This is a genomic window from Burkholderia sp. 4NA327C6, assembly GCF_005502655.1.
Taxonomy (GTDB): Bacteria; Pseudomonadota; Gammaproteobacteria; order Burkholderiales; family Burkholderiaceae; genus Burkholderia; species Burkholderia contaminans.
In genome coordinates, this window is record NZ_SCNZ01000009.1 from 59,776 (window position 1) to 81,370 (window position 21,595).

Consider the following 21,595-nt stretch of genomic DNA (forward strand, 5'->3'; position numbering starts at 1 on the left):
TCTAAGAGCAAGCATTGCAAAACACAATCAATTCCAATTTCCGGGGATTTCTTTGATTGCCGTCGCACTCGTCGCCTATTTCGCCCTTGCCGTAGCGGTTGCGGCACTGTTGCTTTTACCGGGTATCCGCGCGACCGTATTCGAATCCGTCGCCCAGTTTCACGGCCGCCTGACGCGCCGTGCGAACGATCGCGCCTCGCGTACGCGAAGTCAGATTGTTAAATCGGCAAGCGTTACGCGCGGGGCTTTAAACGACGTGCAAAATTTACTGATTCGCCGGCGCTTGATGATTATGGTATCGGCAGGTATTCTTGCGACGCCGCCATTGGTCGCCATTGCGTTACGCGGCCGGCAATTGTTCCAGTACGACGACACGGCGCGCGTGCCCGACGAGAAGATCGCCGCGCTGCTGCAGGGCGAACAGCTCGTGCCGCCCCCGCCGCTGCCGCCGGAAGTCTTCGCCACCAAGGAAGTCGAGCAGATACGCCCGGCGCTGAAGGATGCGAGCCGCGACTGGAACCTGCTGGATCCGGATTTCCGTACGCGTTTGCTGCTGGTCTACAAGATCATGCACGAACAATATGGTTATGAAATGGCGTTGCTGGAAGGTTATCGGAGCCCGGAACGGCAGAACCGGCTGGCGCAGATGGGCAGCAACGTGACCAACGCGGCCGCCTTCCAGAGTTATCACCAGTTCGGGCTGGCGGCCGACAACGCATTCCTGCGCGACGGCAAGCTGGTCATTTCCGAGAAAGATCCATGGGCGATGCGCGGCTACCAGTTGTACGGCCAGGTCGCCGAGCAAGTCGGCCTCACCTGGGGCGGCCGATGGAAAATGATGGATCTCGGGCACGTGGAATACCATAAACCCGGTTTTAAACTGGGACGCGGCAGCTAGTCAGGGCTGCCGGACAAGAAATAATGAGGGCGGCATGGGGCTTTTTAATCACCCGGCAGGAAACGATTTGGGCGGCGCAAACAATCGGGCATTCCGGTGCGCGATTTTTTCCGGCCGCCGCTTCCGTTTTAAATCTCACAGCGTCCTTTCGTTAATGCGCGCGCCTTCTCCGATGCCGCGGGCGCATTGATGCCAGCCTCCTTCATCCCGTTTGACAGCATGGCGACACATCGCGGCGCCACTCTTGCCGCTCGGCGCGCCTGCGTCGCCTCATCGAATCGCACCGGAACCTGAACGTCCTATGCAACGCATCCTCAACGTGCTGACTCATCCGCGTACGCTCTCGATCGTCGGGATCGTCGCGCTAGCGGCCATTCTCTTCATCGTCGCCGACATGCTGCAGCTGCCGCTCCTGTGGGCGGCGATCGCCTTTGCGGCGATCCTCGCGCTGTGGCTCGTCGTCGCGCTGTGGCGCCGCTGGCGCGTGAAGCGCGCGAACCAGCAGCTAGGCCAGGTGCTGGAAGAGCAGGCGGAAACCGGCAAGATCGCCGCGCCCGCCGCCGCCGCGCTCGCCCCCGACGCGAAGACGGCCGACCTCGACGTGCTGCGCACGCGCCTGTCGGATGCGGTGAAGACGATCAAGACGTCGAAGATCGGCCAGGTGTCGGGCGGCTCCGCGCTGTACGAACTGCCGTGGTACATCGTGATCGGCAACCCGGCCGCGGGCAAGAGCAGCGCCGTGCTCAATTCCGGCCTGCAGTTCCCGTTCGCGGACAAGAACAGCGCCGTGATCCACGGCATCGGCGGTACGCGTAACTGCGACTGGTTCTTCACGACCGAGGGGATCCTGCTCGACACGGCCGGCCGCTATTCGGTGCACGAGGAAGACCGCAGCGAGTGGCTCGGCTTCCTCGGCCTGCTCAAGCGCTACCGCCCGAAGGCACCGATCAACGGCATCATCGTCACCGCGAGCATCGCCGAACTCACCGGCAACCGCCCCGAATTCGCGATCAACCTCGCGAAAAACCTCCGTCAGCGTGTTCAGGAGCTGACCGAGAAGCTCGAAGTGTTCGCGCCGGTCTACGTGATGTTCACGAAGGCCGACCTGATCACCGGCTTCACCGAATTCTTCAGCAGCAGCGACAAGCACGAGTACGACCGCGTGTGGGGCGCCACCCTGCCCTACGAACCGGACGACAAGCGCGACGTCGTCGCGCAGTTCGACACGCACTTCGAGGAACTCTACGAAGGGCTGAAGGAGATCAGCGTCGCGCAGCTGTCGCTGTCGCGCGGCAACCAGCTGTCGCCGGGCCAGTTGAGCTTCCCGCTCGAATTCTCGACGATCAAGCCGTCGCTGCGCGCATTCCTCGCGACGCTGTTCGAGAACAACCCGTTCCAGTACAAGCCGATCTTCCGCGGCTTCTACTTCACCAGCGCGCTGCAGGAAGGCGAAACCAACAGCGCGGCCGCGCAGCGCATCGCGCATCGCTTCGGCCTCGACGGCGCCGCGCTGCCGAAGCCGCACAGTGCGTTCTCGAAGAACGGCTTCTTCCTGCGCGACCTGTTCTCGAAGGTGATCTTCGCGGACCGCCAGACGGTGCGGCAGTTTGCCAGCCCGACCAAGACGCGGCTGCGCTACGCGACCTTCTTCGGCTTCGTCGCGGCGCTCGCGCTCGCGCTCGGCGGCTGGACCTGGTCGACGATCGGCAACCAGCAGCTCGTCGCGAACGTGCAGGCCGACCTCGACAACGTCACGCGCCTGCAGCAGGGCCGCAACGACCTGCAGTCGCGCCTGCAGGCGATGGACATCCTCGAGGACCGGATCGAGCAGCTCGAGCAGTTCCGCCGCGACAAGCCGATTTCGGTGTCGCTCGGCCTGTACCAGGGCGACCGTCTCGAGCAGCACCTGCTGACCGAGTACTACAACGGCGTGCGCCAGATCCTGCTGGCCCCGGTGTCGCAGAACCTCGCGTCGTTCATGAAGGACGTGAACGCGCACCCCGAACAGCTCGTGCCGATGACGCGCCCGCCCGAATCGGGCGCCGTGCAGGGTGGCACGATGCCGGTCTCGACCAACGCGGCGGGCGCCGCGCAGCAGGCCGGTGCCGCACTGGCCGCGTCCGGCGCCGCGCCGGCCGCCGCGCAGCAGCCGGCCGCGCCGCAGGGCGGCCTCTACAGCGACGCGTCACCGACCAACGTGCAGGACGCATACAACGCGCTCAAGACGTACCTGATGCTGTCCGACAAGCGCCACGTCGAGCAGGCGCACCTGACCGACCAGCTCGCCCGCTTCTGGCGCGGCTGGCTCGAAACGAATCGCGGCAACATGCCGCGTGACGAGATGATCAAGAGCGCGGAGCGCATGATCTCGTTCTACCTGTCGCGCGTGAACGACGACAACTGGCCGATGATCGACGCGAACCTCGCGCTCGTCGACCAGACCCGCGAGAACCTGCGCCACGTCGTGCGCGGAATGCCGGCCCGCCAGCGCGTGTACGAGGAAATCAAGGCGCGCGCGTCGACCCGCTTCGCGCCGATGACCATCGCGCGCATCGTCGGCGACGGCAACCAGGGGCTCGTGGCAGGCAGCTACGCGATTCCGGGCACGTTCACGCGCGAAGCCTGGTTCGACTACGTGCAGCCGGCGATCCGCGACGCGGCGACCAAGGAACTGCAGGCGAAGGACTGGGTGCTGAACACGTCGACGCAGGACGACCTGACGCTCGAGGGCAGCCCCGAGCAGATCCAGAAGACGCTGGTCGGCATGTACAAGACCGAGTACGCGCAGCACTGGCAGAAGTTCATGCAGGGTATCGCGGTACAGGGCTTCACCAGCTTCGGCCAGGCCGTCGACGGGATGAACCGTTTGGGCGACCCGCAGGATTCGCCGATCCGCAAGATTCTCGAGACCGCGTACGACCAGACGTCGTGGGACAACCCGTCGCTCGCGAACGTGACGATCAAGAAGGCGCAGACGGGCGTCGTGAACTGGGTCAAGCAACTGTTCTCGCGCTCGCAGGCCGGCCAGGTGGCGGCCGCCAACATCGACATCAACGGCAATCCGGCCGAGGTGCCGATGGGTCCGATCGGCCAGGAGTTCATCGGGCTCGCGCGGATCGTCGCGACGCATGACGGCACGTCGATGCTCAAGGGCTACATGGATTCGCTGTCGAAGGTCCGCACGCGCTTCAACGTGATCAAGAACCAGGGCGACCCGGGCCCGGGCGCGCGCCAGCTGATGCAGCAGACGCTCGACGGCAACGGTTCGGAACTCGCCGATTCGCTGAAGCTCGTCGACGAGCAGATGCTGACGGGCCTGACCGATTCGCAACGCAAGTCGCTGCGCCCGCTGTTGGTGCGGCCGCTGATGCAGGCGTTCGCGGTCGTGATCCAGCCGGCCAGCGCCGAAGTCAACAAGGTGTGGAACGCGCAGGTCTACCAGCCGTTCCAGAACTCGCTCGCGACGAAGTACCCGTTCGCGGCGAGCGCGAAGGTCGAGGCCGGCGCCGGTGAAATCGCGCAGGTGTTCGGCCCGGACGGCTCGATCGCGAAGTTCGTCGGCACGACGCTCGGGCCGCTCGCGGTGCGCCGCGGCGACACCCTCGCCGCCCGCACGTGGGGCGACATGGGCATCGGCCTCACGCCGGACTTCACGAACGGCTTCGCACGCTGGGTCGCGCCGCTTGCCGGCGGTGCGGCCGGCAGCGCCGCCGCGTCGTCCGAGCCGCAGACCGTGTTCCAGATCCTGCCGCAGCCGAGCACGGGCACGACGGAGTACACGATCGCGATCGACGGCCAGCAACTGCGCTACCGCAACACGCCGCCGCAGTGGACCAACTTCGTGTGGCCGAACCCGCAGGGCTCGCCGGGCGCGACGCTGTCCGCGACGACCTTCGACGGCCGCACGGTGCAGCTCGTCAACGAGCCGGGCCGCTACGGTCTCGAGAAGCTGATCAACTCGGCGCAACGCAAGCGCCGTCCGGACGGCACCTTCGACCTGACGTGGGCGCAGGGCAGCGTGAACGTGTCGGTGACGATGCGCATCATCAGCACGTCGCAACCGTCCGGCGGCGGCGGTGACCAGCCGCAGCAGCAGAGCCTGCGTGGCCTGCAGCTGCCGTCGTCGGTCGCCGACGCAAGCGCGGGCGCCGCGCAGAACGCAACCCAGACCACCGGCACGGGCACGCCGGCCGCAGCGCCGGCCGTCGCGGCCGCCAACGCAACGCATGCCCAGGGGGCGCAATGACGCAAACCGTACAGGCGCAAATCGCCTACTTCGGCAAGATTCCGTCGCGCGGCGACTTCGTGAAGAGCGCGCACAACCCGCAGTTGCTGCAGACGCTCGACCGCTGGATCGCGCAGGCGCTCGAACTGCTCGCGGAAGATCCGCGCTGGAAGCTCGTCTACGAGGATGCGAAGCCGATGCATTTCGCGTTCCTCGGCTCGCGCAGCAAGCTCGCGATCGCGGGCCACATGGTCGCGAGCCACGACGTGTCGATGCGCCGCTTCCCGTTCCTCGGTGCGACCGCGCTGGAGGTCGACCGGCCGGTCGCGTTCCTCGCGCGCAGCCCGCTCGCGTTCGCGCGGCTGTGGTCACGCGTCGCCACGCAGATTCCGCCGCTGCTCGGCAAGGACGAGCCGCCCGGCGCGCTGCAGGCACTCGGCGACACGCAGGTGCCGATCGACGTCGGCGGCCCCGGCACGTCGCATGACGGCACCTTCAACGATTTCGTCGAACACCAGACGCTGTACGGCCTGCAGGAGATGCTGCTCGAAAGCGGTCATCCGGTGCGGCTGCGCGGCGCGATGCTCGCGCTCGGCTCGCTGCTGCGGCCGGTGATGCAGAGCGGCTCGTCGCACATCGAGCGCGGCCTCACGCTGCCGCTGCCGGTCGATCCGTTCTACCGCAGCCTCGTCGCCGCGTTCTGGCTCGAGCTGATCGCGCCGTTCGTCGCGCAGGCCGACTTCGAGCTCGCGATCTTCATCGGCACGATCGCCGAGCGCGAACGGCTCATCATCGGCTTCAACGGCGCGTCGGCCAAGACGCTGCTGAGCGTCGTCGACCCGCAGACCTACGCCGCCCACAACATCGACATCGACGATCCCGAGTGGATCGACGCCCATGCGCAAAACGATCAGCAGATCAGCAAGCTCGTCAGCTACCTCGACCAACCGCAACTCTCGCTGCGCGTCGCCATCGACGCGTTCCGCGAAGCGTTCATCGGAGGCTGACGGGATGCTTCGCACGATTCAAACCCGGCGCGCGCGCTTTTCGGCCGCGCTCACGCCTGCCGTCGCCGCCCTTCTCGCCGCCGGGCTGTTCGCCAGCGGCGCGGCGTTCGCGCAGAACACGGGCGCGACCGTCACGCCGGTCGGCAACGGCACGGTTGCGGCAACCGCGCTCTCCGCGAACCCCGGCGCCGCGCCGGGGACGGCCTCCGGCGCCGTCGTGCACGGCACGGCCGGCACCGCGAACACCGTCACGCCGCCGGCCGCAACCGCGACGCCCGGCCAGGTGGTCGTCGGCGGCAAGGTGCCCGACGAGGCGACCAAGGCCGCCGTGCTGCAGAAGCTGCGCGATACCTACGGCGCGACGAACGTCGTCGACCAGATCGAGGTGGGCGACGTCGCAACGCCGCCGAACTGGAGCGCGAACGTGCAGAAGCTGCTCGGCACGCAGCTCAAGCAGATCAGCAAGGGGCAGTTGAAGATCAACGGCACGCAGATCGAGATGAAGGGCGAGGTGCACAACGAGGCGCAACGCCAGCAGCTCGCGAGCGACATGGCGAACACGCTGAACCCGACGTATACGATCAAGAACGGGCTGCGCGTGTCGGCGTCCGAACAGGGCGTGCTCGACCAGACGCTCGCGAACCGGACGATCGAGTTCGAAACCGGCAGCGCGACGCTCACGCCGCAAGGCAAGCTGATCCTCGACCAGATGGCGGCCGCGCTCGCGAAGATGCAGAACCGCACGGTCGACATCATCGGGCACACCGACAACTCGGGGAACCGCACGTCGAACATCGCGCTGAGCCAGGCGCGCGCGGATGCGGTGAAGGGTTATCTGATCACGAAGAGCATTCCGCCGCAGCAGATGACGACGACGGGCGTCGGGCCGGATCAGCCTATTGCGCCGAACGATACGGCGGATGGGCGGGCGAGGAATCGGCGGATCGAGTTCCGGGTGGGGCAGTGAGTTTGCGGGGGGCGGCTCGGGATTAGCCGCCCCGATACGACGGGGCGTCAGCTGCGGTACGCGATTGCGCGCCACGGAATGACGTCAATGTGTCGGTGGTGTCCCCTGGTAACCTCTCGCCCATTGCTGGCTCTGCTTGCTAGCCTGTTCGACCCGTTTGGCGGTGAGATCGTCGCTCTTGCGCTGCTTGTCTTCCTTCGCATAGTCCGTCTTTCCGAACACGTCCTTGTCCCGTGTCCTGAAGTACAGTGACGGCGCGAGCACGTGATCTTGCCAACTCGTCAGTAACGTATCGTGGACGAGCATGTCGAACATCGCCATCACCTCGGCCGGAAGCGGGTTCTTCCCCGCATACCCCTGCTCCCAGGCCTTGACCAGTGCAACCTCGTCCTCGTTCAGCTCAACATGGTGTGCAAACGCGGGCGCAAGGAACAGCGGCGTATAGGTCGGCTTGTTGTTGAACGACTGCGTGAAGCGGCGCTGTTGCTCGGCCTCGTATTCCGGTCGCATCTTCTCCCACTTGCCAGTCATTTCCTTCGCCTCCTTGTCGAGACGCTGCCAGACCGTCGTGTAGTTGCTCGGCGGAACATCCTTCCATAAATCGTTGTAACGTTTGTCCGCCGCCTGCTTCGCGAGCTTCAGCTTCTGAATCTCGGGCGAGTCCATCCGCTGGCTGCCCATCATCGCCCAGTCAAGCTTCGCCTTTGCGTCGCGCCGGTCGTAGTCGGCTTTTCCGACGTCCTTGCGCCACTCGGTCGCCGGGTCGGTCACGGAATGACGGAATTCCGGATCCTGGTATCGCACGGCGATCCAGCGCAGGAATACCTCCGCATGCGGCAGAAAGTTCACGCCTTGCGTGTCCGGAACGACCTTGCGGTACGCATCGACAAGCGCCCTGATCCTGTATTGCTTGCCTTCATAGGTGATCGGCGTCGCAATCGAGAAGCGACTGAATACATCAGGCCGCCGCTTGGCTAGCGTTTCCATGTCGAGAAGCGCACTACCGGCCTTGAGCGCTTCGAACAGCATGTCCCTGAGCGGAATACGCATCAGCTCTGCATTGAAGCCCAGCGAGCCGTGCAACGAACCGCCCGCGATGTCGCTGCTCGTTCCCGGATAGAGTCGTTGCTCGGCACGGGTCTTTTCCAGGCTGTCGAGGCGCTGGTACATGCGCATCTCGTGAGCGGCGGCGAAATGCACGCATCGCTGCACGCTTGCGGGCACGGCAAGCGACCGGTCCTTGTAATTCGGCTTGATGGTGCCGAGAAACGGCAGGATGCCGATGATCTCGCCGGCCTCTTCCGACATGATCGACGACACCGCATCCAGCAGACCGACGAACTTTATTTCGAGCGAAATGCCGTTGAGCGCAAGGTCCTGATCGTCGCGACGCTTGTACTTGGTCGCCAGATCGTTGACGAACGCGCGTGCCAGCACACAACCGCGATCGGCGCCAAACACCGATACTTCGATCTTCCGAATCTTCGACGCCTGCCCCTTGACTGCCTCGACCGCTTTTTCCAACTGCTCCTTCGCGGCAACGAGCCGTGAATCGACGCCCGTACCGAAGTACGCGCTCATCACCTGCGTATCGCGCACGATCGGTACGTTTTCGATCGCGATTCCCGTAATGACCTGACGGACTGTCGATTGCACGATCTTGAGCGGATTGCGTTTCGCGTCGTTCTTCGCGTTCCGGAACACCGCGATGCCGCCTGCCTTCGTGCGCTCCCAGATCCGCTCCGGCGACGCGTCCAGTACGTTCGCGATGCGACGCGCGGTTCGGGGGATGTTCTGGATATCTTTCTTGAAGTCGTTGAAAGCACTCAGCATCGGCCGAAACGAGAACTCCGAGGCGGCCTGCTTGGCTGCCGTCGTCACGCGACCTTTCACGTCCAGTTGCTTGATCGGCTGGTTCACACGTGCGACCGACTCCGCCACGCCTTTCGTTGCGGCGAGCACCTTCTTGCCGATCATTTTCCCCGCGGCCAGGCCGGCATTGAGCCAGTCGTTGGACTTTGCATCCGCGTTGAGATCCGTCCCGAGGCCCGAATAGTAGAGACGGAACCAGAACTGATTCACGGGACGATCGGCGTCCTGGTTGGTGCGGTGCGCATCGAAAAGACGCGAGATGTTCGAGTACAGCCCGCTGTCCGGATCGTCTTCGTCCCTGCTGCGACCAAACGCATCGAAGAATACGCCGATACGGATCGTTGCCCCGCACGGCAGGCAGTCTCCCTTTGGATAGTTGGCAGCCACCATCTTGTCGACTGCCATTCGCACGCTCTGCGGCGTAGCGTCGTCCGGATCAAGTCGAATGGCGTTTCGATCGTTAGCCCCGGCCATGGCTATTCTCCTCACGTGGCGGCGGCACCAGACCCGCCGGAATCGACGGTACTGCAACCGCCTGGAATCGGTTCTGCCCAAGCTCCTTCACAACGGTCGGTGATAGCGCGGCGGCCGCCTTCGCGAATGCGCCCGGCTTCCCCTTGATCGACTGAATGAGCTTCTGCACCTCCGGGTGAGCGTCGAACCGGGGATTCACCAGAAGCGCGTAATAGGCGTATTGCTCGAGGTCGCTGCGATCTGTGAAGCGGTACTTGATCCAGGCTTCCGCAACGGTTCTCGAAATCCTGCGGTGCGACTGGGCGTCATTGTCTTCGTATTTCTTGTCGAGCCGCTTGCCGTACCGTTTCGTCAACTCACGCGACACGTCCACGATCGGCAATCGGGTACTGCCCAGCATCTCGCCAGGAAACGCCAGCTCGACATGACGATCGGGGTAGAAGTGGACCTCGAGAATGCGTGAGCCGATCGAGTCCGGCTCCTTGGTTGGCGGCAACGAAACGTCCGTCTCTGCCTGCTGTTTCTTCACCTGCTCACCCGGCCGCCAGTCGTCCGCATCGTAATACGTCCACTGAACCTTGAAATCGTTGCCCTTCAGCAAGTAACAGCAGGCGATGCTGCCTTCCCCGGCCCCGGGTTCCAGGTCGCCACCACCGCGTGCCTTGTTGCCGAACCGGTCGGTGATCGTGAACCGAACGAGGTTGTATGGCAGGTAGTTCAACGCCTCCGTTGAAATGCTGGTGTAGGTCGGATCGGACTTGCTGCACGCCGCCATCGACACGAAGAACAAGCCTGCCGCGGCGACTCGCAACGCCGCGGAGAACCGTCCGCGAGCGGCGCGCGCACCACGTCGGCCTGGATCGATCGCACGGAATTCCGGTGCAGCGTATTGCATGACATCAGGCATAAGCACTCTCTTCACATGGCCGCGGCAGCATGCCGTCGGGACCTGCCGGTACGGCGACCAGCTTGATATTGTCGTTCGTCGAGTCGAACAGCGGCCTCTTCGGCATCCACGCCGTGCGTGTATCGACCTTGCCGGCGCAAGCGGCAATCGCAGACTTACGCCACACCGCTGCGTTCCTCCAGAAGGCTGCGATCGTAGTCTTCACGAATTGCATTCCACGTCGCGTCATCGATCGTCAACAGCGCATCGTCGAGGCTCTTCTCTCCGCAAGACACGGCCACAAGACAAGCCTGCACTGCCGGATGCTCGTCGAATCGGGGGGCGACCTGCACACCGGTCAATACGTAATACAGCGTCTGCTGCTCGTCGACGATCCCGTAGTTGGCCGCGCGTGCCAGTTGCTCGACGACCCGCTCATACAGTTCCACATCGGACAGGTGCTCGATCGACGCCCCCATCGTCTCGCGAAACTTCAGCACGAGCTTGTCCGGATACCCGAGCTCGATCAACCGAGTGTGCTGCTGCTCGCTCAGGCCCGGCGCATCACTCGCCGGCGCCGCGCCTTCGATCGCCGGTGCATCGTTGCGCCACACGACCTCGTCAAACCGCCGATCGCGATACCGAATTTCGGTGAACGGCGCAACGAACTGCTGCGTCTGCGTATCGCTCCACACCTGTCGAAGTCGCGCCAATACGTGGTTGTCGAAGAAGAACAGGTAGTACGAACGACCATTGGGCAGCTTGTACTGCACATACCGGCGCAGATGCGCGTCGAGCGCATCGAACGACCACGTCGACCACAGCCACGTCACCGCATGCAAATCCACTGCATCCAGCCACAGTTGACGCAGCAGCCTGTGCTGCTCGGCATGCTCGTCGTCGAGCGCGTCGCGGTCGAACGCGATCAGGTACGGCGCGATATCCGTATAGGCATCGAGCCCGGTATCGACCCAGAGCGACGCATAGCGCAGGCCGCGTACCATCGCCAACTGCACATCCAGCTCCTGATAGCCGCGCGTATCGACAAGCACATAAAGCCGCATCGCCCTGCCGTCGTCGTCCGCATGCGCCAGCGAAGCCTTCAGTATTTCCAGGAACGCCGGCCACGCGGGCTCGCGTGGATTCGGCGCGGTGTCGACGGCTTCGCTTGTCTCGACGGCGTCGTCCCGATCGACCACGTCGCCCGTATCGTTGACGTCGCCCATCAATCCGCCTCGACCATCGATTCGCGCCCGCTATGCGCGTTCAGCACGCATTGCTTGCACGTGCCGCCCGGCATCGCGGGCAGCGGATACGGCATGCTCGTCGGCCCGCTGAACGCGTGCTGCGCGCCCTTGAAATCGATCTTCCCTGGCGCGTGAATCTCGATGTTGCCGCCCTTGATCCGGATATAGGCGCCGCCCGACGTCAGCAGGACCTCCTGCTTCGCGGCCACATCAACGACCTCGGTCGCCGCCACCAGCTTCACGGTCTTCTGCGCGGTAAGCTCGATGTTGTCCGCGTGCGCCTGGACCTCGACGTTGCCCTTCGCGGCGAACAGCTTCATTCCGGCATTCTGCGCGAACAGGCTGATGCGGTCGCGGATGCCGGCGATCAGCGACTTGCCGCTCGTGATGAAGGTGCTTTGACCGCTGACGATATTGGTCTGCCGGTCGCTCGCGACGTGCACCGACTGCTGCGACGCCATCCCGATCCCCGCCGGGCTCGCGAACAGCATCACCGGCTCCTTGAACGCATTCGCGTTCCCCGTCCCGCCGCCGGCGGTCCGGCCGCCCGACGACGCGCCCGCCACGCTCTCCTGCGTCGCGTCGGTGAACGTCTTCAGCGCGTCTTGACCGTTGCCGAGGCTTTCCGCCTGATGCGCTTCGCTGACTTGCGACAACGATTCGATCAGCCCCTCGGCATTGACGAGCTGCTGTTGCGTCTCGCGCACGTCGAGCGGCTGGCTGTTCGCCTGCTTCGGATGCGTCGTGACGTACAGCCCCTGCCCGGCACGCACGGCACCATACGCATCGGTGCGCAAGTCGAACCCCGAGCCGAGATACGCACCCCGCGTGTTGCCGTTCTGCTCGATCAGGTAGCCGAGATGCAATAGCGAATTCGCACTGCTGCTGAACAGGCGTGCACGGTTCTGGCCGGTCGCGTCGTCGAGCACCATCTCGTTGTGCCCCGACCCCGCGTACTCTTTCGACCGGAAGCCCGACAGGATGCCGTCGCTATGCCACTGCGGCTTGGTTGCCCCGTTGTAGACCCGATGCATGACGATCGGCCGGTCGCAGTCCCCACCGATGTAACCGATCAGCACTTCCTCGCCGACCCGCGGAATATGAACGGCCCCGTAGCCGCCGCCGGTATCCGACTGCACGACACGCATCCAGCACGATGCGGTTTCGGTGCCCCCGTTCTGCCGGTCCCAGACGAACATGACCTTGATCCGGTTCAGCTCGTCCGTATACACCTCTTCGCCCTTCGGCCCGACGACGACGGCCGTCTCGAGCTGCATCACGGGCTTCTTGTGCTCGAACGGGCTGCGATACGGCACCGCCGCACGTTGCGCTTCGACCTCGACGAGATAGAACCCGGCCGAACCGTCGTCATGACGCACTTCGAACGAAACAGCCGAACCGTGACCGGCTTTCGCCTGCGCGAGCCGCGCCTGCAGGCTGTGCGGGAAGTTCGCTTCGTGGTCCGAGATCGGCAGGTTGTTCTCGATGTACCGCGACACCTTCAAGGCCGCAAATTCCCGGTCCTGCGCCGAATCGCGGTCGTGCTCGGGATGGTCGGCCAGCGTGAAGCGTCGCCCGGCGTCGATCCCCCGCACGCCACCCACGCCGAAGAAGCGTTTCGCGCGCGACTCCCATTCCTCGAGGCGGATCTTCGACAGATGCTCGCCGCGGTCCTGCCCCGCGTACGTATATGCGCCCGTGTATTCGTAGATTTCCATCTGGCCCGGCAGATCGCCCTGGCCGGCCTTCGTGGGCAACGTCGTGCCGTTCGGATTGCCGGGCGTCGACGGCGATTTGTAATCGAACGTGCGCGTGGTGTGCTGCGCACTCTGCAAGGTGCGCGACGCGGCCCATTGCGTGAATCCGGTGGCTTCGCTCCCGGCTCCAGAGCGGTCGAACCGGACGATATTCGGCGACACTTCGTCGAGCGCGTGCAGGTCGTCGGTGATGACGAGCGTGTGCGCGCTGCCGTCCCCCGCATGCCGCCAGAAGCCGAACAGCCCTTCGTCTTCCATCAGGCGATGCACGAAGTTCCAGTCGGTTTCGCTCTGGCGACAGTAGGACCGCGACGGCAGCGGCTTCGACAGCGCAAACTGATAGCGCCCCTTGGCCTGTGGATGCGTATCGAACACGTCGGCCAATATCGCGTCGACCGGCTCGTCCTGCCAGTACCGCATGTCGCTGCGGAACTTGAGGAAGTGCATCCACGACGCGAAGGTCAACTGGTAGCCCGACAGGCTGCCGTCCGTGCCGAGCCGGCGCGCCGTATGGACGTAGCCGTTGATCGGGAGATACGACCGGTCCACCTGCTGGATCCACAGCGTCATCGGCTGCGCGATCAGCGTCTTGAGCTCGACGTCGCTCGCGGTGGACACGAGATTGAGCATCACGCTGAAGTCTCGGCCCAGTTCGGAACAGATCACGGCCCGGCGCGGCACCAGCGCGTTGTTCGGCAGCGACGGGATGTCCGTCTTCAGCAGGCGATCCTGCTGAATCAGGCCACCGCGAATCGCCTGTGCCAGTTCGGTCATGTTCATGCGTCACTCATCTTCTTGTTTGCCGCGGACCCGCCGGGGCCCACGCTCTCAGGAAAGAGCCCTTCTCTCACCGCACGACGGCACCCGGGCCCGCGTCACGCGCGCCGCCACCACATCGTCGCTCACGACTGCTCGTCCGGCCTCACGCCCAGCAACTCACGAATATGCGACAGCGAGCCGTCGTCCTTCACGACGCTCTCGAGCCACTTGTGCAGCGGCATGTCGGCCCATTCGGCGGCCTTGTCGGCGAGATACGCGACCGGGCTGTGCGGCTCGGTCTGGCGGAAATAGCGGGCGACCGCGCGCAACTGGTCGACGGCCTGCGCACGGTTCTGGATGCCGGCGATCATCTGCGGCACCGGGGCGCGCGGAACGGGCTGCGGCTGCACGTGAGTCTCCTCCGTCTGGATCGGGTTGCCGAATACCGGCTCGATGCGCTCGGGCTGCGCCTGCGGTGCCGACTGCGTGTGGGGCGCGCTGCCCGTATAGCCCTGCTCGCGCGCAAAGCGCTCGGCGAGCCGGTACACGGTCTCGAACGCGTCGCGCGCCTGACGGAAGCTCGGTGCCGAATCGCCCGCGCGCTCGACGAGCCGCTCCTCGAACGCGTCGAGCGCGAATTCGAACGCCTTCAGGTTCGCGAGCAACGCGGTGTAGAACGCGATCGACGTCACGCGACGCGACGAGTCGATCTGCTCGATCGACGGCTTGCCGCGCGCGATTTCGTCCGCGTGTTCGGGGTCGCGCTTGATGGCCTGGGCAACGTGCTGCGCCACTTCCCAGTCGAGCGTGCTGAACGCGTTCGACGCGCCGTCCGTCATCGGCACCGCACGCAGCAGCTCGGCCGTGCGGCCGGACAGCCATGCGACGTTGCCGAGCCGGTGCTCGGTGTCGTCGTCCTCGGGCAGCGGGTGCACGGTGTCCCAGAAGTCGCGGCACAGGCCCTCGAGCAGCGCATAGCCTTCGGTGAGGCCGGTGATGCCGTCTTCAAGCGCGAGCGCCTCGGTCAGCCACACGGCGAGCCGCAGGTCCTTCGTGCGCGTGCGCAGCAGCTCGCCTGCATGGTCGACCACGAAGCCCCAGTCGGCCTCCTTGATCTCGGTCACCCACTCGCCCTGGTCGAGCGTCGGATCGTCGTAGCGCCGCGCATCCTGGATCGCGTCGAATTCGTTCGAAAACAGCAGGTCGTCGCCGCTGGGCGACGCATCGCTGATCGGCGTCAGCAGCTCGGGGAGATTGATCGGCATGGTTCGGTCAGTTCATCAAATGCTTGCGTTGCACGGCCGCGCTCATTCGACGGTGTACGTGAATTCGCCGGCCTCGTCCGCGCGCACCGCGATGCGCGCGATGGCCTCGCCGTCGGCGATCCGGCCGAGCACGTGGCCTGCGATCTCCGGCAGCAGTGTGCCGTTCAGGATGTGGTCGACGTTGCGGGCGCCCGAATCGACTTCGGTGCAGCGCGCGAGCACCGCATCGACGAGCGACTCGTCCCATTCGAACGCGGCCTTGTGGTTCGTCTCGATCCGGCGGCGGATCCGCTCGAGCTTCAGCTCGATGATCTCGGCCAGCACGTCGTCGGAAATCGGGTAGTACGGCACGACCTTCATCCGCCCGAGGAACGCGGGCTTGAAGGTCTTGTACAGCTGCGGGCGCAGCGTCTCCGCGAGCGCGTCCGGATCGGGCAGCTCTTCGGCCGGCTTGTTCAGGCACGCCTGCATCACCGCGGCGGAGCCGACGTTCGACGTCAGGATGATCAGCGTGTTGCGGAAGTCGATCTCGCGGCCTTCCGCATCGTCCATCGCGCCCTTGTCGAATACCTGGAAGAACATCTCCAGCACGTCGGGGTGCGCCTTCTCGACCTCGTCGAGCAGCACGACGGAATACGGGTTGCGGCGCACGGCCTCGGTCAGCACGCCGCCTTCGCCGTAGCCGACGTAGCCCGGCGGCGAGCCCTTCAGGCCCGACACGCTGTGCGCTTCCTGGTACTCGCTCATGTTGATCGTGACCATCTTGCGCTCGCCGCCGTACAGGATGTCGGCCAGCGCGAGCGCCGTCTCGGTCTTGCCGACGCCCGACGGCCCGACGAACATGAACACGCCGCGCGGCTTGTTCGGATCCTCGAGGCTCGCGGTCGCGGTGCGCACGCGCTGCGCGATCGCCTCCAGCGCGTGGTCCTGGCCGATCACGCGCGCGGCGAGCAGCGGCTGCAGGTTCATCACGGTGTCGATCTCGTCCTTCACCATCCGGCCGAGCGGAATGCCCGTCCACGCGGCGACGATCTCGGCCACCACGTGGCCGTCGACCTGCAGCGGCACCATCGGCTCGCCGCCCTGCAGCGCGTGCAGCGCCGCGACGCGTTCGGCGAGCTTGTCGCGGGTGGCCTGCACATCGACCGGCTGGCCGTCTTCCGACGGGCCGCGTGCCTTGTCGAGCGCTTCGCGCAGTTCGGTGATCTCGGCGACGATCACGCGCTCGGCTTCGTAGCGCGCTTCGTCCTTCGCCAGTTGTTCGAGCGCCGTGTCGCGCGCACCGCGCAGCTCGCCGAGCCGCTCATCGTGCGACGCGCCGCCGGCCGCCTCGCGCTCCAGCGACGCGATCTCCGCGTCGATCCGCTCGATGCGCTTCTTCGTGTCGTCGATCGCCGCCGGCGTCGCACTGTGCGCGAGTGCGACCTTCGCGCACGCGGTGTCGAGCACGCTGATCGCCTTGTCCGGCAGCTGGCGGCCGCTGATGTAGCGGTGCGACAGGCGCACGGCCTCGGTGATCGCGTCGTCGAGAATCCGCACGTTGAAGTGCTTCTCCATCAGGCCCGACATCCCGCGCAGCATCGCTGCCGCGAGCGGCTCGCTCGGCTCCTCGACCTTCACGACCTGGAAGCGCCGCGCAAGCGCCGCGTCCTTCTCGAAGTACTTCTTGTATTCGCTCCACGTCGTCGCCGCGATCGTGCGCAGCTCGCCGCGCGCAAGCGCCGGCTTCAGCAGGTTCGCCGCGTCGTTCTGGCCGGCCTGGCCGCCCGCGCCGATGATCGTGTGCGCCTCGTCGATGAACAGGATGATCGGGTGCGCGCTCTTCTTCACCTCGTCGATCACGCTCTTCAGGCGATTCTCGAACTCGCCCTTCACGCTCGCGCCGGCCTGCAGCAACCCCATGTCGAGTACGTGCAGCGCGACGCCGCGCAGCGGCGGCGGCACGTCGTCGGCCGCGATGCGCAGCGCGAGGCCCTCGACGACCGCCGTTTTGCCGACGCCGGCCTCGCCGGTCATGATCGGGTTGTTCTGGCGGCGGCGCATCAGGATGTCGATCGCCTGGCGGATCTCGGCTTCACGGCCGATCACCGGGTCGATCTTGCCGTCGCGTGCGCGCTGCGTGAGGTTGGTCGTATACGTGTCGAGCGCGGGCGTCTTCGACGGGCCGGCCGCAGGGGCGAACCCGTCGGCGGCCGGCGCGACGTCGCTGCCGTCGTCGTCCGCCTGGCGCGGCTCGGCCTCGCTCGAGCCGGCCATGATCTCGTCGAACTTGTGCTTCAGGTCCGTCACGTTCATTTCCGCGAACTGCGACGACATCCGTTGCGCGAACTGCGCGAGATCGGGTGCGGTCAGCAGCGCGAGCAGCAGGTGCCCCGAACGGATGCGGCCGAGCTGCGAGTCGAGCGACGCGATCAGCCATGCCTGTTCGAACAGCGCGATCAGGTGCACGGAGAACACCGGCGTGCGCGTGTTGCCCGTCTTCAGGCGCGTCAGTTCACGCTCGAGATCGGCATGCAGCGCGTGCGGATCGACGCGGCTCGCGCGCAGTGCGAGCGGCAGGTCGCCCGTCGCTTCCTCGAGCAACGCGAGGAACAGGTGCTCCAGATCGACCTCGTAGTGGCCGCGCGCCAGGCACGCGCTCGCCGCACGCTCGGTCGCATGGCGGCACAGCGGGTTCAGTTTCGTGATCAGGGTCTTCAGAGGCGTGCTCATGGCGTCGATCTCAGGTTCGATTGCGTGTTGTTGTCGTTCGGAATCAGTGAATCACGTGCAGTTCGTAGCGGGCGTCGGAGCGGTCCTCTATCGCGTCGCGCGTACAGAGGAATGCGTCCCAGCCGAGCCGCGAGCCTGCGCCGAGCACGCTCGCGCCGACTTCGGTGCGCTTGAGCACGAGCTTCACTTCGTACTCGAGCGTGACGCCGGCGAGCAGCGTCAGCATCCGCTCCAGTGCGGTGGCGTGCGCGCCGCCAGGCAGGAACGCCTCGTAGTCGCGCTTGGACAGCGGGCCGACGACGATCCGCGCGCGCATGTCGCGCTGCCACACGCGTTCGCCGACGAGCGCCGTCGCGCCGAGCACCGCGTTGACTTCGCCGAGCACGCTCAGCTGGTCGGGCGGCACGTCGTACCACTTGCCGACGAACTGGTCGATCTTCACCGGCACGCGGAAATAGTCGGACAGCGTGCGCTGCAGGTAGGCGGCCGACATCGGCCGGTGCCGTGCGGCGAGCGCATAGCCGGCCACGGCCTCGTCGAGCACGCCGCCCACGCCGGCCGCGAGGCTGTCGCGCACCTCGTCGCTCGGCACGCCCGCGATCGCGAGCAGCAGCGGCAGGTAGCGTTCGTCGCGATCGAGCTCGTAATGGAACGGCAGCCGGTATTTCTTCCACGCGGCATAGAACAGCGCGGTCGCGCGGTTCGAGAACACGTCGAAGAACGCGCGCGCCGCATGGTCGCGCTTCAGATGCTCGCGCGCAACGATCTGCTCGGTGTAGTGCAGCGGCAGCGCGCCCTGCCCGCCCAGCAGCCCGAAGAACGCGGGCGTCAGCTCGACGTGGCCGAGCTCGCCGGCCGCGAGCGCGGCGCCGCGCGCCTCGCCCGTGTCGAGGTGGGTGCCGTCGTCGTCGAACGAGCGCGCGCCTTCGATCTCGCTCGGCGGAAAGCCGAGCGACAGCGTGTTGCGGAATTCGATGCGCTGCGCGACCACGTCGCCCTGCCGCCACGCGCCGGGCGCATCCGACGCCTGTCGCGCAAACAGCCCTTCGAGCACGCGCACGGCCTGGAAGAACTCGAAGCGGTGCGGTTCGTCGAGCAGCGCGTCGACTACGCCAGGATCGATTCGCCGGTCCGGGGCTTGCATCGGATGATCTCCTCGCCGGTGCGCTTCGACACCACGACTAGTTGAACGAAACTGTTGAGGTGCACGTACAGCCCGAAGAAGCTGTCGAGCACACGCACGAACGAGGCCAGGCTCGCGCCCACGAAGTGTTCCTCGTCGATCGTCAGGCGGATCTCGATGCCGCGCACGAAGGTCGCGAACGGCTTGCCGGGCAGCCACTGCACGGCGCCGCGCTGCTCGACGCCGGCGAGCCCGTCGATCTGGCGCATCGACACGGCGGTGCGCCGCAGGTCGTACAGCGTCAGCATTTCCTTCAGCGGCGCGAGGCCGTGCGCAACCAGCGACACGTGATTGAGCGCGAGGTGCGACACGAGCCGCCAGTGCGCGGCGCGACCGCGCTCGAAGCGCACGCTCTGCGTCGGGCGGCGCAGCAGTGAAATGCCGCTCGTCTGCGCACCGCCTTCCTGGAACAGGTCGCCGCCTTCGAGCCCGAACGCGAGCATCGCGGGCAGGTCGCGGTTCGTGCAGGTGAGATCGAGGCTCAGCGTGTCGGTCTGCGGCGACGTCGGCTCGAAATCGATGTCGACGATCGAGATCTCGGTTTCGTAGCCGGGGCTCTTCTGCGCGACCCAGTCGTTGCGGCGCGCGAACCAGTAATGGCCGATCCGCGCCGATTCGCCGTGATGCAGCGAATAGAACGGCCGGAACTCGATCACCGACTCCTCGTGCGCCTGCTGCCTGACGAGCTTCACCGAATCGATCGAATACACCTCGTAGGCGAACGCGCGCCGCGCCTCGGCGATCACCGGGTACGACACCGCGCGGTGCGTGATGCGGATCGGCTCGCCGTGCTGGCGGAACAGGTTGACGATCGGCGTGCAGAACAGCCGGAAGTGGCTCGCCGTCAGCAGTTCGAGCAGCCGCGCGACGTGCGAATCGCTGCGCACGTCCTGCAGCACGAGATGCAGCGTCGCGCGCTGGCAGCGGCCGCTCGCGCGCGCGATCGCCGCGAGGTCGAAGTCGACGAAATCGAACTTGTCGGGGAACGCGAAGTATTCGGTGAGCAGGCGATACGCGGGATGCGATTTCGCCGGGTAGTCGATCAGCGCGTCGTCCTCGTCGAAGCCGGCGTGCGCGATCGGCAGCTTGCGCAGCGCGGTCCAGCGGCCGTTGCGCTCGGGCTCGACATACGCGCCGAGCACGTTGACGAACAGGCAGTCGGTCAACGCGGCGACGAACGACTGCTCGCCGTGCAGGTGCGCGCGCAGCGTCGGCAGCTTCAGCGCGCCGAGATCGAGCTGCGCGGCGAGCGATTCGAACGTGATCGAGATCACGCCCGTCGCATTGGACGGCAGCACCGTCGCGCTCGGCGCGAGCGCGACCGGCGTGTAGCGGGCTTCCGAGATGCGGATCGGCGCGAGCGTCACGTCATAGGCGGTGCGGAACCGGCATTGCACGCCGCGGATCGGGCGGCTCTTCAGCTCGGTGCCGCGATCGATCACGACCGGTTCGGTCTGCTGGCCGGGCGACGCCGGCGTGAACTGCGCGATCGAGCACGACGGGAACGGCCGCAGGTAGTGCGGATACAGCACTTCCAGCAGCGCTTCGGTGAATTCCGGGTAATCGTCGTCGAGCTTCTTGTTGATGCGCGCGCCGAGCAGCGCGAACGACTCGATCATCCGCTCGACGTGCGGATCCTCGCAATGCTCGCCGGACAGCGCGAGCCGCGCCGCGATCTTCGGATAGCGTTCGGCGAAATCTCGCGAATAGCGCCGCAAAAACGATAATTCGCGCTCGTAATACGGCAGCAATTCTTCCATCGACGACCCCGAACCTCAATGTTTCCTGCCGGACCCTGATCCACCACCGGGCGGTCCGGCCCGCTCGGCGGCTTGATTTACTGCATTCTTGCGGCGCGTGCGCGCGTGACCGAATACTGCAGCGTGGAGGGCTGCAGCATCGCGTCGAAACTCACCGGCTCCTCGGCCGGGTGCACGACGAGCAGCGCCTGGATCGCGAAGTAAAGCGCGTTGGTGGCCTGCTCGTTCAGCTCGAACGTCACCTGCACCTGCTGCAGGCGCGGCTCGTGGCGCGCGATGGCCTGCTGGATCGACTTGCAGATGAACGCGCGATCGTAGTGACTCGCGAGGCTCAGCCCCGCGAAATCGTTCAGCCCGTAGGTCAGCACCGACTTCTGGCACTCCGGCAGCGTGGCCAGCTCGTTCTCGGTGTGCGCGATACGGGTATTGAGGATCGCCTCGACGTCGCGGGCGACCGTGCTCTTGAGCTCGTCCAGCGACAATTGCCGCATCGCTGCCGAGGCCGGCAGGTGCGGTTCGTCGTCGAACAGCTTGTCGAGAAAACTGGGTTCGAATCGTTTCATCGGCCGGTGTGCACAGCGAA

At 65.7% G+C, this 21,595-nt stretch carries 13 protein-coding genes; 4 read left to right on the forward strand and 9 right to left on the reverse strand.

From position 1 onward, the window contains the following. Positions 1 to 52 precede the first annotated feature (52 nt). From FFS49_RS11770 to FFS49_RS11785, 4 genes are all read left to right on the forward strand, one after another. A complete protein-coding gene (locus FFS49_RS11770; RefSeq protein WP_105816485.1) occupies positions 53 to 898 on the forward strand; it encodes a M15 family metallopeptidase in 846 nt (281 codons plus the stop codon). Between the two features lie 301 nt (positions 899 to 1,199). After that, positions 1,200 to 5,144, forward strand: a complete 3,945-nt coding sequence (gene tssM / locus FFS49_RS11775) for a type VI secretion system membrane subunit TssM (RefSeq protein WP_105816484.1) — start codon at positions 1,200 to 1,202, stop codon at positions 5,142 to 5,144. Next, positions 5,141 to 6,130 (forward strand): type VI secretion system-associated protein TagF, encoded by a 990-nt coding sequence (tagF, locus tag FFS49_RS11780; RefSeq protein ID WP_105816483.1) that lies wholly within the window; start codon positions 5,141 to 5,143, stop codon positions 6,128 to 6,130. Before tssM ends, tagF begins: the two co-directional genes overlap by 4 nt. A 4-nt stretch (positions 6,131 to 6,134) precedes the next feature. Beyond that, positions 6,135 to 7,097 carry an OmpA family protein gene (locus FFS49_RS11785; protein WP_105816482.1) on the forward strand — a complete coding sequence of 321 codons (963 nt, stop codon included), beginning with the start codon at positions 6,135 to 6,137 and terminating at the stop codon, positions 7,095 to 7,097. 84 nt (positions 7,098 to 7,181) lie between these two features. On the opposite strand, the gene FFS49_RS11790 is transcribed toward FFS49_RS11785, so the two are convergent. From FFS49_RS11790 to tssE, 9 genes are all read right to left on the reverse strand, one after another. Then, a complete protein-coding gene (locus FFS49_RS11790; RefSeq protein ID WP_105816481.1) occupies positions 7,182 to 9,443 on the reverse strand; it encodes a DUF2235 domain-containing protein in 2,262 nt (753 codons plus the stop codon). Next, positions 9,430 to 10,350 (reverse strand): hypothetical protein, encoded by a 921-nt coding sequence (locus tag FFS49_RS11795; protein WP_171026756.1) that lies wholly within the window; start codon positions 10,348 to 10,350, stop codon positions 9,430 to 9,432. Before FFS49_RS11795 ends, FFS49_RS11790 begins: the two co-directional genes overlap by 14 nt. 155 nt (positions 10,351 to 10,505) lie before the next feature. Then, positions 10,506 to 11,555, reverse strand: coding sequence for a DUF4123 domain-containing protein (locus FFS49_RS11805; RefSeq protein ID WP_105816480.1), 1,050 nt, complete (start codon positions 11,553 to 11,555; stop codon positions 10,506 to 10,508). Beyond that, positions 11,555 to 14,113, reverse strand: coding sequence for a type VI secretion system Vgr family protein (locus FFS49_RS11810; RefSeq protein WP_105816479.1), 2,559 nt, complete (start codon positions 14,111 to 14,113; stop codon positions 11,555 to 11,557). Before FFS49_RS11810 ends, FFS49_RS11805 begins: the two co-directional genes overlap by 1 nt. Before the next feature lie 122 nt (positions 14,114 to 14,235). Further along, entirely contained in the window at positions 14,236 to 15,357 is a 1,122-nt protein-coding gene (gene tssA, locus FFS49_RS11815) for a type VI secretion system protein TssA (protein ID WP_071335508.1), read from the reverse strand. 42 nt (positions 15,358 to 15,399) lie between these two features. Next, positions 15,400 to 18,069 carry a type VI secretion system ATPase TssH gene (gene tssH / locus FFS49_RS11820; RefSeq protein ID WP_105816478.1) on the reverse strand — a complete coding sequence of 890 codons (2,670 nt, stop codon included), beginning with the start codon at positions 18,067 to 18,069 and terminating at the stop codon, positions 15,400 to 15,402. Positions 18,070 to 18,112: 43 nt separating this feature from the next. Beyond that, the gene (gene tssG / locus FFS49_RS11825; protein WP_105816477.1) at positions 18,113 to 19,213 is read right to left on the reverse strand and encodes a type VI secretion system baseplate subunit TssG; all 1,101 of its coding nucleotides are present in this window, start codon (positions 19,211 to 19,213) and stop codon (positions 18,113 to 18,115) included. After that, positions 19,177 to 21,012 carry a type VI secretion system baseplate subunit TssF gene (gene tssF, locus FFS49_RS11830; RefSeq protein WP_039352038.1) on the reverse strand — a complete coding sequence of 612 codons (1,836 nt, stop codon included), beginning with the start codon at positions 21,010 to 21,012 and terminating at the stop codon, positions 19,177 to 19,179. Before tssF ends, tssG begins: the two co-directional genes overlap by 37 nt. A 77-nt stretch (positions 21,013 to 21,089) precedes the next feature. Continuing rightward, positions 21,090 to 21,575, reverse strand: coding sequence for a type VI secretion system baseplate subunit TssE (gene tssE, locus FFS49_RS11835; protein WP_046544812.1), 486 nt, complete (start codon positions 21,573 to 21,575; stop codon positions 21,090 to 21,092). Between the last annotated feature and the right edge of the window lie 20 nt (positions 21,576 to 21,595).

Bases quoted from the DNA above. Each gene is read 5' to 3' on its own strand.
- tssM (WP_105816484.1), top strand. From the start codon at position 1,200: ATGCAACGCATCCTCAACGTGCTGACTCATCCGCGTACGCTCTCGATC.
- tagF (WP_105816483.1), top strand. From the start codon at position 5,141: ATGACGCAAACCGTACAGGCGCAAATCGCCTACTTCGGCAAGATTCCG.
- FFS49_RS11785 (WP_105816482.1), top strand. From the start codon at position 6,135: ATGCTTCGCACGATTCAAACCCGGCGCGCGCGCTTTTCGGCCGCGCTC.
- FFS49_RS11790 (WP_105816481.1), bottom strand. From the start codon at position 9,443: ATGGCCGGGGCTAACGATCGAAACGCCATTCGACTTGATCCGGACGAC.
- FFS49_RS11795 (WP_171026756.1), bottom strand. From the start codon at position 10,350: ATGCCTGATGTCATGCAATACGCTGCACCGGAATTCCGTGCGATCGAT.
- FFS49_RS11805 (WP_105816480.1), bottom strand. From the start codon at position 11,555: ATGGGCGACGTCAACGATACGGGCGACGTGGTCGATCGGGACGACGCC.
- FFS49_RS11810 (WP_105816479.1), bottom strand. From the start codon at position 14,113: ATGAACATGACCGAACTGGCACAGGCGATTCGCGGTGGCCTGATTCAG.
- tssA (WP_071335508.1), bottom strand. From the start codon at position 15,357: ATGCCGATCAATCTCCCCGAGCTGCTGACGCCGATCAGCGATGCGTCG.
- tssH (WP_105816478.1), bottom strand. From the start codon at position 18,069: ATGAGCACGCCTCTGAAGACCCTGATCACGAAACTGAACCCGCTGTGC.
- tssG (WP_105816477.1), bottom strand. From the start codon at position 19,213: ATGCAAGCCCCGGACCGGCGAATCGATCCTGGCGTAGTCGACGCGCTG.
- tssF (WP_039352038.1), bottom strand. From the start codon at position 21,012: ATGGAAGAATTGCTGCCGTATTACGAGCGCGAATTATCGTTTTTGCGG.
- tssE (WP_046544812.1), bottom strand. From the start codon at position 21,575: ATGAAACGATTCGAACCCAGTTTTCTCGACAAGCTGTTCGACGACGAA.